The sequence below is a fragment of the Helicobacter kayseriensis genome (assembly GCF_021300655.1).
Taxonomy (GTDB): Bacteria; Campylobacterota; Campylobacteria; order Campylobacterales; family Helicobacteraceae; genus Helicobacter_G; species Helicobacter_G kayseriensis.
On sequence record NZ_JAJTNB010000003.1, the window covers coordinates 39,266 to 53,427 of the forward strand.

Genomic DNA, 14,162 nt, shown 5'->3' on the forward strand with positions numbered 1-14,162 from the left:
AATTTTGGTTTTATAAAACAATTGGCATAATGATGGTTGAAAAATTTTCACTTTTGACCATAAAAGGATTATTTGATTCATTTAAACAAAGTGTAAAAGTTTCATCATGCACTTGAGCTAGAAAATCAAGTAAATTTTTAGAATTGATTCCAATGCTAAATTCATTTTCAAAATTTGTTTGTATTTCACATTGTGTACTTCCTTGAGAATTTTCACTACTCATACTTTCAAAAAGGATTTCATTGGCTTTAAAGGTCATTTTTATTTCTTGAGAGACAGAATTAATAATGCGAATTGCACTTACAAAGTCATTTTTAGGAAGCTCTAAAATATGAGTAAATGATTTTGGAATAATACGCTCATAATCAGGGAATCGTCCATTTGTAAGTTTGGTTGAAAATGTATAAATTCCTGTTTGGATAATGAGTTGATTTTCATTATGATAAATTTCAAAATCATCAGCACAAAGTTTTTGAATTTCATTTAGTGCTTTTTTAGGAATGATGATTGAGAGAGTATTAATTGATTGTGTTTCATATTTCATCAATGCTAGTCTTCTTGTATCAGTTGCAACAAAATTAATCATATATTCTTTGATATCAAGTAAAGCTCCATTGAGTTCGATTTTTGGATTATTTGTGCCAACAGCAGGATTGATTTTTTTAATTGCTTCAATGAATTGATGAGATGGAATCTGAATTTTTGTATCTGTGTTATAAACTGGAAAATTTGGAAATTCATCAGAATTAAACATAGGAAGTTTAAATTGGCTTTTTCCTTGTTTGATTGTGAGATTTTCATGATCTGCAATAAGAAAGATTTCTTTATCATCTTTTAAGCGTTTAATAATTTCTAAAATTTGTTTTCCACTAACTGTTCCTTGTCCTTCTTCTTCAATCTTGAAAATATCAATATGAGCTTGAATCCCGATTTCATAATCAGTTGCTCTTAAGAGAAGTTTATTATCAATAGTTTTAAAAAAGATATGAGATGTGATTTGAGAAAAATCTCTTTTATCTAAAAAAGATTGAAAATTGTTTAAGACTATTTCAAGAGTGTTTTTAAAGATTGAGATTTTCATTTGGCTTCTCCTTATGTATTTTAAATATTTTTTTAGTAGTAAATAGTAGTGCAAAGTGAAAAGTTGAAAAACTTTGTATTTTCCCTATTTTATGCACTTTTTAGATGTGAAAAGAAAGATTTTATTTTTCACATTTATTCACTTAAATATTTTATTATAAATCCATCATTTTATCTTAGAATCAAAGATCTTTCTTAGTTTGCTCTTCTTGAATTTTTGTTTTGATTTCATCAATAATTGCTTTTGTGTGAAGATTTTCTTCAGTTTCTTCTTGCATTTTTTTATAGGCTTTTGAAATAGCACTATGATCTTTCATATTGAGTTCTTTTGCTAAGACGGGCATTGAGTTTGGCGTCAATGATCGTGCAAGATAAATTACAAAACGTCTAGCTTCAGCAACTTTTTTGGTGCGACTTTTACTTTTAATTTCTGAGGGTTTGATATTGAGAGCTTTTGAAACCATTTTGATGATGTTTTCGAGTGTAATATTTTCGTTGTTTTCTTCTAATGATTCTTTGATTGCATTTTTTGCCATTTTGAGGGTGATATCTTGTCCCATAATAGAAGCTTGAACATTAAGTTTGATAAGAATTCCTTCGATTTGACGAATATTATCATTGATATGTGAAGCTAAAAAATGTATCGTTTCTTCATCGATATGGATTCCATTGATTTGACATTTTTGCTGAATGATGGCAATTTTTGTTTCAAATTCTGGAGGAATAATATCTGCACAAAATCCCCATTCAAAGCGACTTTTAAGTCTTTCTTCAAGTCCAAGGATTTTTTTGGGAGCTTTATCACTTGTCATCACAATTTGTTTAAAACTGTTATGTAACTCATTGAAAGTGTGAAAAAATTCTTCTTGAATCTTTTCTTTTCCACCAAAAAATTGCACATCATCAATCAATAAATAATCACAATTTCTATATTTTTCACGGAATCGATCCATCGTATTGTTATTGATTCTGACCATATAATCATTTAAAAATTGCTCTGCAGTGACATAAATAACATTTTTGCCTTTATTTGCAACTTCATTTCCAATGGCATTGAGAAGATGAGTTTTGCCCAAACCTGTTCCCCCATACAAAAGCACAGGATTATATTTTTTGGCTTGGGTTTGAGCGATGATTTTAGATACTTCAAAAGCAAGTTTATTGCTATCTCCTACAACAAAAGAAGAAAAAGTATAAGAGGGATTAAGAAAGGTTTTTGTAATAGTTTTTTTTTGGATTTGTTGAAGTGTTGAAGTTTTCACATCTTCTTTTTTAGATTCAACGATTATTTTGATTTCTGGTTTAGTTTGAAGATGTTCTTCAAAAAGAAAAGCAATCTCTTGAGAATACTTATTATTAATCCAATTTGCTAAAAAGATATTTGGAGCACTGAAAACTTTAAGATCCGATTTTGAGGCATTTTCATCAAATTTGAGTTTAGAAATATAATGTTCATATTCTTCAAGACTTATCTTGTCTTTAAGTTTTTTTAATATATCATTTCCTATCATTTTATTGCTCCATTTTTAAGTTTTCACAATGTGAAAAAAGTTGTGAAATTGTTGGAAAAAATATTAACAAAAAGCATAGTAGGAATAGAAATTAAGTGAATATTTTAGGCATTGATCCTGGAAGTCGGAATTGTGGATATGCGATTTTAAATTTTGAGAATCAAAAAATGAAACTTCTTGAAGCAGGATTTATAAAAATCAAAGAACGAGAATTACAAGCTCAAATTTTAGAATTTGTAGAAGGTATTGATTTGGTACTCAAACACCAAAAAATTGATCAAGTTGCAATTGAAAGTATTTTTTATGCATATAACCCTCAAACTGTGATTAAATTGGCTCAGTTTCGTGGGGCATTGAGTTTAAAAATTTTGCAAGAGATTGGGAATTTTTATGAATATACTCCATTGCAAGTTAAAAAGGCTCTTACAGGAAAAGCCAAAGCCGATAAGATACAGGTAGCTTTTATGGTAAAAAAACTTTTAGGAATCACAAAAGAGATTAAACCTTTGGATATTACTGATGCAATTGCTGTGGGAATCACTCATATTCAAAGATTAAAATTTCAAGGAGGTAACAAATGAGGATTTCATTACTTTTTCATACACCACTTTCAATTTGTGTGCAAGCTGGACGCACTTGTTGGCAATCTCAAGAAAGAGGAGGATGCTATACAATTCCTACAGATGAGATTATTCAAGCAGATAAAGATTTTCTTGATCGCATTTTAAATAAACATAAGCATGGATCTGTAGCCGAACATCTTACATATAACTTTGCAATTGAGGGAATCTCTAGGGCGTGTTTGCAAGAACTCGCACGCCATCGTCATGCTTCTCTTTCTGTCAAATCCTCCCGCTATACACTTAAAGAACTTAAAAGTGAAGAAGATGTTGTAAAAAATGCTTCTAAATATTTAGTTATGAGTGGGAATCAACAAGTAGATGAATTTTCTATTCAAGCACTTAAAAATCTCCAAACTCTTCTTCTTGAGGGAATCTCAAATGATCTAGCTAAATATGCAATGCCTGAGTCTTACAAAACTTCTCTAGCTTGGAGTGTGAATGCAAGAGCGTTGCAAAACTTCCTTATTCTAAGAAGTTCAAAAGCAGCATTATGGGAAATCAGAGAACTTGCTTTTGCTTTGTTTGAGGCATTGCCAAAAGAGCATCGATTCTTATTTGAAGGAGTAATGAATAATGAAGGTGAAGAAAAATAAGAATGGATAATATTCTTATTTATCACACTCAAGATGGCAAGGTCAAAGTTGAGCTTTATGAATTTGGACAAAGTGTCTGGCTTACACAAGAGTTGATCGCCAAACTTTTTGACACCTCTAAACAAAATGTCTCTTTACATATTCAAAATATCTTTGAAGACGCGGAATTAAGGGAAGATTTAGTTGTCAAAGAAAACTTGACAACTGCCAAAGATGGAAAGCAATACAAAGTTAAGTTTTATTCTTTGGAAATGATTTTAGCGATTGGGTTTCGCGTTAGAAGTAAAAGAGGTTTGCAATTTCGCAAATGGGCAAATGAAAATCTCCAAACCTATCTCCAAAAGGGTTTTTTGATCGATACAGAGAGGTTAAAAAATCCCAATGGACGCACAGATTATTTTGATGAACTTTTGGAGCGTATTCGTGAGATTCGTGCTTCAGAAATGCGGTTTTATCAAAAAGTGCGTGATCTTTTTGCATTAAGTAGTGATTATGATTCAAATGATAAAGCGACACAAATGTTTTTTGCACAAATTCAAAATAAGCTTCTTTATGCAATTACAGAAAAAACAGCAAGTGAATTGATTTGTGAGCGAGCGGATCATTCTAAACCGAATATGGGATTAAGTGCATGGAAAGGAAGTGTAGTGCGAAAGGGGGACATTATCATCGCCAAAAACTATCTCAATGCCGATGAACTTGATCGTCTTAATCGCTTAGTCAATGTTTTCTTAGAATCTGCAGAGCTTAGAGTAAAAGAAGAAAAAGATCTGACACTTTCTTTTTGGAAAAAGAATGTAGATAGGCTTTTGGAATTTCAGGGCAAAAAGGTTTTGGAGGGGAATGGAAATATAAGCAAAGAAGAGATGGAAAAACTTGTTTATGAAGAATATGAGATTTTTGATGCTCTTAGAAAAGAAGAAGCCAAACTCTTGGCTCAAAAAAAAGATGAAAAAGAATTAGAAGATTTGGCAAAGGAATTAGCAAAAAATATTTGATCTAACATGGAGAATAGATGAATCAGTTTTTAAACCTCACAGAAGAAAAACTCAAAAGCAAGATAAAAGATTTGTATTTTCAAGACTTTAATTATTTTGGAGATAAGATCGACTTCACTATTACACAAAATCTTGGGATCTTGGGTGAAATCAATCTCTTATGGGCGGAAGCCAAAAATGGTAAAGATTCTTGTGTCTATGAGTCCTTTATCCAGCTCATTCTCACTATCGGAAAATATCGCTACAATACTCAGCAAACTCCAAAATTCCTAGGAGCATTTGATACAGAGAAGTTTGCTTTTCTTCCCTTTGCGTGTATTCAAGAAATCTTTTATCAAAACGACATCAATTGGAGCGTAACCCCAAGTGATCACAAAACCCCTCAATTCCTCTCTCTCCTCACTCAACTCAAACCCATCTTAGAAAAAGAAATGATTCTATTTTTCTATGAAAACCAAAGCAAAGAACTCTCAAGTTTTATCTCTCAAAATCTCACTACAGATGAAATCAACAAATATGAAATAGACAAAAACAACTTTGTCAGCGTGTATTTCAAATGGGTAGAGGTGGTCAAAGATAGCATTAGCATTGATTGGGAGAGAGCCAAGGAAGTGGGAATTTTGGATGCTGATTTTTATCTAGCTGATTTGCTCTCCAAAGAAAACTCCACAATCACAGACAAGCTCTATGCCATTCTTAAAGGCTCGCATTATGAGTTCAACAAAAAACTCACACTCCTTGGCACACAAACCAATGAAATCGCAAATTTCAAAGATCAACAAAAAGCTCATCAAATTTTTTGGAGTGTGTATAAACGCCCTCCAAGAGAGGAGTTTTGGGAATACATCATCGCAAGAAGGGATCTGCTAGTCGCTCAAGATGTCAGGGAGCGAAAAGGAGCGTTTTTTACTCCCAAAATTTGGGTGCAAAAATCTCAAGAATACTTGGCCAAAGCACTAGGAGAGGATTGGCAAGAGGAGTATTATATATGGGATTGTGCAGGAGGGACGGGCAATCTCCTCTCAGGGCTTTCTAATCCTAGAAATGTCTTCTGCTCCACGCTCGATCAAGCCGATGTCGATGTCATCAAAGAGAGAATCAAAAATGGAGCAAACCTCTTTGAAAATCACATTTTTCAGTTTGATTTTCTCAATGATGAGTTTTTTGATACCCCAAGCTCTTCGGGGGGGGGGGGGCATTGTAGCTTCAAAGCTTCCTAAAGCTTTGCAAGAAATACTAAAAGATAAGAAAAAGAGGCAAAAGCTTGTGATTTATATCAATCCCCCTTATGCTGAGGCAGGCAACTCATCAACAGAAAAGAAAACGGGCAATCATAAAGCTTTGGTTGCTAAAGGGAATAAAACTAGTGAAAGATATAACGAAGTATTAGGCAGAGCAAATAATGAGCTTTTTACACAATTTTTTATAAGAATCTATACTGAAATGAGTGGTTGTATATTGGGAGCCTTTTCAACATTAAAATATGTAAATTCTCAAAACTTCATCAAATTCCGAGAAACTTTCAAAGCCCAATTTTTAGGAGGCTTTATCACTCCAGCAGATACTTTTGACAATGTCAAAGGAAAATTCCCTATAGGTTTTTTGATGTGGGATACTTGCAAAAAACAAAAATTTGAATCAATTGAAGTCAAAGTATTTGATCGAGAAAATCGTTTTTTTGGGAAATAAGAAGTTCTACAATATCAAAGATAAAACTATCAATCATTGGTTGAGGAGCTTTCAATCCAAGAGTGAAAATATTGTTGCCTATTTAATGGCAGATGCTCCAGATTTTCAGCAGAATAATCATATTGCCATTATTGATATCAAAGGAAATGCGCATATTATTTATCAATCGATTGTTTCAAAAAATTTAATTCAAGCAGCTATATATCTTGCTGTTCGCCACGCAATAGAAGCAACTTGGATCAATGACAGAGATCAATTTTATGCTCCAAATTTATTATGGGAAGAGGACAAGGAATTTCAAAGTGATTGTTTGGCTTTCACTCTTTTTCACGGACAAAACAAAATCTCAAGTCAAAATGGGACAAACCACTTTATTCCCTTTACAGAATCTGAAGTAGGGGCAAAAAGTGCATTTGAAAGCGATTTTATGACTCGTTTTATGCGTGGCAAAGTCAAGCTAGACACTAGCTCGGATTCTCTTTTTGGAAGTGAGGGAATGAGCGAGAAGCTAGAGTTTAGCCCTGAAGCTAAGGCAGTGTTTGAAGCAGGGAGAGAGGTTTTTGCCTACTATCACGCCCAAGACTTCAGCACCAAGCCCTATAATGTCAATGCCTCACTTTATGACATCAAAGAGTTTTTTCAAGGAAGGAATGCAAAAGGAGTGATGAATCCCCCAAACAAAGCAGAAGATTCTCACTACAAAGTCCTCATCGCCACTCTCACAGAATCTCTTAACACCCTAGCTAAAAAATTAGAGCCAAAGATTTATGAGTATGGATTTTTGAGGGAGTAGAAAAATGAGTGATATTTTTAAAAACGATAAATTAGGGAGAGAACCTGCAATTTGTTCTCTAACCTCGCTAATAGAGAGTGATTTTGAACTCAATGTTTTGGCAGTCAATGCTTCGTGGGGTATGGGAAAAACTACTTTTATAGAAATGTGGCACAAGTATCTTGTGAGCAAAGGGATTCCAAGTTTATATTTTAGTGCGTGGGAAGATGATTGCTCTAGTGAGCCTTTGATTGCGATTTTGGGGGAGATTCAGGGCTATATCAAGAAAAATGAGGATATTGAGAAAACAGTTGAAAAAGGGTTGGAAAAAGTAGTTAAAAAGATAGCCAAAATTGGAGTCAAGGGAAGTTGGGAATTGGCAAAAGGCTATATGCAACAAAAATTTGGTACAGGATATGAGGAAGTTATAAAAATTGCTTGCGATGAGTTTGAAAAAAGCGTAAAAAATTATCCCAAAGAAAAATCACTTCTTGAAAAAATCAAGGAAGATATAAAGAAAGTTTTTCAAGATATTACAGATAAAAAATTTGTAATTTTTATTGATGAGCTTGATCGTTGTCGCCCCTTGTATGCAATCGAGCTTTTGGAGAGAGTGAAACACCTTTTTGGCACAAGCGGCGTGGTGTTTGTCCTCTCTATTGACAAAGAACAGCTTGGGGAATCGATCAAATCTCAATATGGCAACATTGATACAAATCAATATCTCAAGCGATTTTTTGATTTGGAATATCATCTAAGCATAGATCACCAAAGTAAATATCAGCAATTTCTTTACGAAAGCATAAAAAGGGACATTCCCTACAACTTGCGTACAGATGAAATAAACTTGGCTCTAATTGAAATTATAAGCAACTACAAAAATCTCACTTTGCGTGAATTGAAACAATTTTTTGATCAAATCAGGATTGTGATCCCACTAAATAGGGATATATATAATGGAGCTTTTGCAATGCAAGTTCTTATCGTTCTTGTTTTAACTGAAGTTGAAAAACTAAACAAGAGTGAGTATGAGAAAATTTCGTATGACTTAACAAATAAATATAGAGAGTATTCTCAAAATAAAAACTCAAAAATACTTGAAATTTTGGATAAACAATTTGATTTAATTTTTAGACAAGTTGATCTAGTAAGAAATAATTCTAATAATTACTTAGAAAATGAAGAAGGTTATTTTGAAGTTGTTTCTAAAATTTATCAGGGAGTGCGATTTTTGGAAAATTTTGCAAAATAAAAAGGGTTATTGAACTAGCTGTAACTCCATTAAACCAAACTCTCACTTTTAGTCCAGATGACAAGGGTTATGATTCAAAACCATACACACTCACATCTCTACCACTTCCCCCTCCATGCCAAAGCGATATTCCTCTCCATATATCTCTGTGCGATAGTCCAAGGATTTGCCAAGCTCTGCAATCTCTCTATTGTTGGTTTTGCAGTGTTTTTGATTTTATTTTGAGATTTTGATTAGATATTCTGCACACTTAGTCAGAATGACTAAGTGCTAGTTTTAGAAGTTTTATAGAAATTTTAGACTATTCCCCCAAAGCCAAGTAAAATCTCTTTGTTCTCCCGTATTGAAGAAATTTTTGTGTGAAAAGATTGGGTGTAACACTAAAGACATCTCCGCACAAAATAATATGTTCATATTCATTTGCAATCTCTCCAAAGCTCTCAGCATAGCTATCAATCACTCCATAACAGATTCCATAAAGATCAAGCCCACCTACAGCATAGGAGAACACAGGATTTAGGAATTTGGAAAAATCCACATTGTATTTTCCTTCAGAATCTGTCTTAAATTTCATCGCATATTTGCTTCCATAGTTGTGGATAAATTGCTCTGCAAGGCTGACCAATTCAGCATTTGAATAGATTCTATCCTCTCCCAAAAGCATGCAAACCACGCTAAACATATCGCAAAGATTTCCACTTATTTTGCTTTCTTGGCTGAGAGTTTGGATAAAGGTTTCTTTACTTGGAAAAGCTTTGAAATAGTTAGAGGCAAGTTTTCCACCAATTTTTGTTTTGGTTGCGAGTGTGTCAAATAATATTCTAGGATTTGATTCAAAGCTAAATCCATCAATTTGCTTGCATTCACTATCTTTATAAGAATATAGAAGTGTGTTTTTTTCATAATCAAGTTTGATTAAGAGGGCATGATTGAGATTTTCATTTTGAGAGTATTGTTTAAATTCTTCAAGAGAATAGATTTTTGGTATTTTGGTGTAGCTTGCGAGTTTTGGAAGATATTCTTTGCCTTCTTTTAGTTTGGGAATGTTATTCCCCATAGGATTTTCAAATTTTCCCATATTATCCCAGAAATTTGGCTCACTACAGCCGATGCATCCATGTCCTGCTTGAATAGGCCAGCTCATTTTGGAATTAAATTTGACTTTTCCACAATTATTATAAACATAAGGACCACGACATCCGACTTTATAAAGGCAATAGCCTAGTTTTGATCCTTCATCTCCAAATTCTTGGACAAACTCTCCTGCTCCAAATGCTCCTTTGCGTTCGCATAAATCATGCACAGTTTTCCCATGGGACCATATAGGACGATGAAGCTCATCAAGAGGAGGTGTTTCTCCCATAATTGCAAGATAAAGTAAAGTTGTACAGATATTAGTATCACTCGGAGGACATCCAGCAATATTGATTGTAGGCTTGTGAATAATTTCTGAGAGAGGTTTGGCTTTGGTTGGATTGGGATGAGCGACTTGGATTCCACCAAAAGAAGAACAAGACCCTACGGCAACGATAAATTTGGCATTTTCAGCAAGCTCTCTACATTCGTGAGCTCCACTATGAGCTTCAGCCCCAAGTGTAAGAAACATATCCCCCTCTTCTGAAACACTTCCTTCTACGATAAGAATATAAGGATCATGACCGATACAATCTTTGAGTGTTTGTTTGGTTTGATGACCACTATTGGCCATAAGCATATCGTGATATTGAATCTGCATAAAATCAATAACAAATCGCTCAAAACTAAAATCAGAAGACATCAAAATACTTTCACTACATCCTGAGCACTCTTCCATATGAAGCCAAATAACTTTCAGACGAGAATAACTTAAAATCTCATAATATGATTCTAAATGCTCTTTAGGAAGCCCCAAAAGATTGATAGCACTTTTAATCCATTCTTTTTCTTGATCATTAAATTCTCTTGGATTCATATAGGTATGTTTCAAAGTTTGTAAGCGTTGTTTGATGATTTCTTCCATTGATTCTCTCCGATACTTTACTTTTTTAATAGTAGTAGATTTTTTTATAGGAAAAAAATGCAAGAAGATAAAACAAAATATTTTATGTTTAAATGTAACCAAAAAGAACATTTATCTTAGAATTTTTTTAAATGTAAAATATATAGTTTTGTAATGATTTTTTATGATTCGGAGAAGATATGCAAGAAACAATAGGGAATCTTGAGACTTATGGCTATATTTTTTTGTTTTTTTATTCTTTTGGAGGAGGACTTGTAGGAATTGTAGCGGCCGGAGTTTTATCTGCTTTGGGAAAAATGGATTTGGTTTTGAGTTTATTGATCGCTTCTTGTGGCAATATTGTTGGCAGTGCATTGTTGGTTTATTTGGGAAGAAATCAAAAACAAGATCTCAAAAAATATCTTCAAAAACATAGGCGAAAAATTGCGCTTGTCAATCTTTGGTTTAGGCATTATGGGATTGCACTTATTTTTATCAATAAATACATTTATGGTTTTAAAACTCTTCTTCCTTTAGTGGTTGGGATCAGTAAATATCCTTTTATGAAATTTTTTATATGGAATAGTATTGCTTGTTTTGTATGGAGTGCTTTGATGGGAATTGGAGGGTATTTTGCATCTAATTTGGCAATGAAATTGTTTGAGAGATTTAAGGAATATCCTTATGCGATGCCTTTAGGATTTGTTTTCTTGCTCGGAGTTCTTTGGTGTGTAATGAAATGGAAAGAAAAGAGGGTTTCTAAAAGGAATTAGAACATATCTCTTTCCCAAAAGAAGTCAATCCAATCTTGGGGTTCTCTGATAAAAAAGTCAGCTTTAATTTGGGCATTTTGTTTTTGAAATACAACTGCTGAGTAAAATTTGATATCCGCATTTTCCTCTCTTAGGATTTCCATAATTTTGTGCAAACTTTTTCCGCTATCAACAATCTCATCAACAATCAAAACCTTCTTAAAGTCTTTGTTGATATTAGGAACATTTTTGATAATGAGCTCTTGCTGTTTGTTTCCATCATAAGAAATTGCATTGAGTGAATAAACTTCTCGAAGATTCCATCTCAAAGATAACATATGTGCAAGAGTAAGACCCCCCCTAGCAATCGCGATAATGGCATCGGGTTTTCCAATTTGAGAATCAATTTTTTCAAATAAAGTACGAGCATCTTTTAAAAACTCATCATAGGGGTAATACTGCATATTTTTCCTTAATATTCTTTGATTTCATGATACAGACTGTCTCTTTCAATCGCTCTAAAGCCAGCATCTTTGATTTTGAAAATAAGCTCTTCTAGCTCAATTCCTGAAGCGCTTTTGGCACCAGCTCTAGATTGAATACTTTCAACTTCAATTGTTCCATCGATATCATCTGCACCAAATTCTTGAGCCACAAGAGCAAGATTTAGTCCTAGCGTTGCCCAGTAGGCTTTTATGTGTGGGATATTATCTAATAAAATTCTAGCGATTGCAATAGTTTTTAGAATCTCTTGGGCACTTGGGAATTGTTTTACATTGAGATAGTTGTTCTCTTTTTGATATAAAAGGGGGATAAAGGCATTAAACCCTCCTTCTTTATTTGTTGTTTGTGTTTGTTTGAGGCGTAGCATATGATCGATTCTGTGTTCTCTTTGCTCAATGTGTCCAAAGAGCATCGTGGCATTGCTATATCTTCCCATTTTGTGCCAAATAGAGTGAATCTTAAGCCAATCGTTAGATTTAACTTTCCCTTGACAGATGATTTTTCTTATTTCTTCATTGAAAATCTCAGCTCCTCCCCCAGGCATAGAATCTACGCCATTTTTTGCCATATCTTCTAAGACTTCTTCATAGCTTTTGCCAAATCGCCGTGAAAAATAATCTACTTCTGCAGCTGTCATTGCCTTGATATGAAGATCCGGAAAAGATTTTTTTATTTCTTGAAACATTCCCATATACCACTCATAGGTGTAATTTGGACTATGAGAGCTCACGATATGGACTTCTTTTGCTCCTTTATTGTGAGCATTTTGGGCAATTTGAAGAATCTCATCTAGATTCATTTCATAAGGGTTTGGATTCTTGCGACTTGCTGAAAAGGCACAAAATTTACATACATCTGCACAGATATTGCTTGGATTGATATGGCGATTGATATTGAAAAATACTTTACTTCCATAAAGTTGTTTGCGTTTTTGATCTGCTATCTCTCCAAGAGTGAGCAGATCATATTCATAAAGTTTGGCAAGCTGGCTTGGATGAAGTTCTTCTCCTTGCTCTAAGCGATCTAGAATATCCATAAAAAACCTCGAAGAAAAAATGTCTTATTTTAACAAATCAAATCACAATTCTTAAAGGATGCGTAAATATCCCATTCTTGATCGTGCGTAAAACTAAGCTATCTTCTAGGGCAATTTAGTTTTGAAATAAGGGTGTGTAGTGTTAAGAAGATAGAAATCATAACCACATAGTCAAATCAAGTCTTTAATCTTTACTTTGACATTCAAAGCTAGAGAGCTTGAATATTTAAAATGAGCTTTTTATTTATCGGGGTTGCTTTTGAACCTTATCCCCCTGTGTAATAAAATGCCCTTGCACTATGCTCATTTTGCTCTAAGTCCCATTGATTTTTTTCTGGTTTGTTTTTTACAGAAAGACGAATAGATTCTCTCATTTTTTGGGAATCACCTTCTAAGATCCCCTCTTTGGCATCCACTGCTTCTTGATAGTAAAGGCAAGGGCAAATAGTTCCTTCACTTGTTAGGCGGATACGATTGCAGCTTTTGCAAAAATCATCATTGTGTGGTGCGATGATTCCAAACTTTGTTCCATTTTCAAGTTGATAACTTTTGGATGGCCCTAGTGTTTGTTTGGGAACTTCTATAATGCGATATTTTTGAGAGATGATGTGCAAAATCTCAGCCTCATTGAGCCCTTTAAGGTGAGAGCGTGCGTGATCGTTTTCCATAAATTCTATAAAACGCAGGGTGATTTTTCTTTGCATTGCATACTCAAGCATTGGAAGAATTTCATCATCATTGATTCCCTTGAGTGGAACCATATTGACTTTGATAGGGAATCCAACCTTTTGTGCTTCATCAATACCTTCTAAAATTTGAGGTAAAACATCGCGTTTGGAGATTAGAGCAACTTTTGAAGCTTGGAGAGAATCAAGGGAAATATTGAGGCGATTAAGTCCCGCATCTTTGAGAGCTTGTGCATATTGCTTGAGAAAGAACCCATTGGTTGTCAATGCTAGCTCAATTTCTGGAGAATAAGATCGGATTGAGGCAATAAAGTTTGCCAAATCCTTACGCAAAAGAGGTTCCCCACCTGTAATTCTTATTTTTTTGATTCCCTCATCAATGGCGACTTTGATAAATTCAAGCATTTTGTCCAAAGGAATCAGTGAGGATGTATCTGAGAAGTTCTCTGGAGTATCAGGCATACAATATTGGCATCTAAAATTGCATTGCTTAGTGACAGATACTCTTAGATACTCAATTTTTCGATCAAAAGAATCAATTAGCATTTTTGCTCCTAGTCCCAAAATGATCTTATTTGGGTTGGGTTTGTGTCTTCAGTAAAACTTAATTAATTAATATTTTCATTATGTTTTTGGAAATATAACGAAAACAAGTTGCTTTTTGTTGTGTAATGATTACAATTTGATG

Annotated in this window: 14 protein-coding genes; 8 read left to right on the plus strand and 6 right to left on the minus strand. The window is 33.8% G+C overall.

Translation table 11 applies throughout. The features are described 5' to 3' along the window. Nucleotides 1–10: 10 nt before the first annotated feature. Nucleotides 11–1,081, minus strand: coding sequence for a DNA polymerase III subunit beta (gene dnaN, locus LW137_RS03495; protein ID WP_233033236.1), 1,071 nt, complete (start codon nt 1,079–1,081; stop codon nt 11–13). A gap of 181 nt (nt 1,082–1,262) precedes the next feature. Beyond that, complete coding sequence (gene dnaA, locus LW137_RS03500; RefSeq protein ID WP_233033237.1) at nt 1,263–2,591, minus strand: chromosomal replication initiator protein DnaA; 1,329 nt, start codon at nt 2,589–2,591, stop codon at nt 1,263–1,265. A 95-nt stretch (nt 2,592–2,686) separates the two neighbouring features. Between dnaA and ruvC the strand changes: the two genes are divergently transcribed. The 7 genes from ruvC to LW137_RS03525 all read left to right on the plus strand — a co-directional run bounded on the left by ruvC (nt 2,687) and on the right by LW137_RS03525 (nt 8,518). After that, a complete protein-coding gene (gene ruvC / locus LW137_RS03505; protein WP_233033238.1) occupies nt 2,687–3,172 on the plus strand; it encodes a crossover junction endodeoxyribonuclease RuvC in 486 nt (161 codons plus the stop codon). Further along, nucleotides 3,169–3,807, plus strand: coding sequence for an FAD-dependent thymidylate synthase (gene thyX, locus LW137_RS03510; protein ID WP_233033239.1), 639 nt, complete (start codon nt 3,169–3,171; stop codon nt 3,805–3,807). Before ruvC ends, thyX begins: the two co-directional genes overlap by 4 nt. Nucleotides 3,808–3,809: 2 nt before the next feature. Next, nucleotides 3,810–4,805: a virulence RhuM family protein gene (locus tag LW137_RS03515; protein WP_233033240.1), complete on the plus strand. Its 996-nt coding sequence runs from the start codon at nt 3,810–3,812 to the stop codon at nt 4,803–4,805. Between the two features lie 17 nt (nt 4,806–4,822). Beyond that, a complete protein-coding gene (locus LW137_RS07255) occupies nt 4,823–6,025 on the plus strand; it encodes a hypothetical protein (RefSeq protein ID WP_428845615.1) in 1,203 nt (400 codons plus the stop codon). Next, the gene (locus LW137_RS07260; protein ID WP_428845624.1) at nt 5,961–6,494 is read left to right on the plus strand and encodes a hypothetical protein; all 534 of its coding nucleotides are present in this window, start codon (nt 5,961–5,963) and stop codon (nt 6,492–6,494) included. The genes LW137_RS07255 and LW137_RS07260 overlap by 65 nt, the downstream gene beginning before the upstream one ends. An 85-nt stretch (nt 6,495–6,579) precedes the next feature. Continuing rightward, nucleotides 6,580–7,287 carry a nucleoside 5-triphosphatase RdgB (dHAPTP, dITP,XTP-specific) gene (locus tag LW137_RS07265; RefSeq protein WP_428845625.1) on the plus strand — a complete coding sequence of 236 codons (708 nt, stop codon included), beginning with the start codon at nt 6,580–6,582 and terminating at the stop codon, nt 7,285–7,287. Between the two features lie 4 nt (nt 7,288–7,291). Beyond that, complete coding sequence (locus LW137_RS03525; protein WP_233033241.1) at nt 7,292–8,518, plus strand: KAP family P-loop NTPase fold protein; 1,227 nt, start codon at nt 7,292–7,294, stop codon at nt 8,516–8,518. Nucleotides 8,519–8,819: 301 nt separating this feature from the next. Here LW137_RS03525 and LW137_RS03530 read toward each other — a convergent pair whose 3' ends face one another. Beyond that, nucleotides 8,820–10,517, minus strand: coding sequence for a hydrogenase small subunit (locus LW137_RS03530; RefSeq protein WP_233033242.1), 1,698 nt, complete (start codon nt 10,515–10,517; stop codon nt 8,820–8,822). Nucleotides 10,518–10,696: 179 nt separating this feature from the next. Between LW137_RS03530 and LW137_RS03535 the strand changes: the two genes are divergently transcribed. Next, nucleotides 10,697–11,269, plus strand: a complete 573-nt coding sequence (locus tag LW137_RS03535) for a DedA family protein (RefSeq protein ID WP_233033249.1) — start codon at nt 10,697–10,699, stop codon at nt 11,267–11,269. On the opposite strand, the gene LW137_RS03540 is transcribed toward LW137_RS03535, so the two are convergent. The 3 genes from LW137_RS03540 to moaA form a co-directional block, all read right to left on the minus strand. Next, on the minus strand, nt 11,266–11,712 hold the full coding sequence (locus LW137_RS03540; RefSeq protein WP_233033250.1) for a phosphoribosyltransferase: 447 nt from the start codon (nt 11,710–11,712) through the stop codon (nt 11,266–11,268). The genes LW137_RS03535 and LW137_RS03540 overlap by 4 nt on opposite strands. Nucleotides 11,713–11,720: 8 nt before the next feature. Beyond that, a complete protein-coding gene (gene mqnE / locus LW137_RS03545; protein WP_233033251.1) occupies nt 11,721–12,788 on the minus strand; it encodes an aminofutalosine synthase MqnE in 1,068 nt (355 codons plus the stop codon). Nucleotides 12,789–13,054: 266 nt separating this feature from the next. After that, nucleotides 13,055–14,020 (minus strand): GTP 3',8-cyclase MoaA, encoded by a 966-nt coding sequence (moaA, locus tag LW137_RS03550; RefSeq protein WP_233033252.1) that lies wholly within the window; start codon nt 14,018–14,020, stop codon nt 13,055–13,057. Nucleotides 14,021–14,162: the final 142 nt, after the last annotated feature.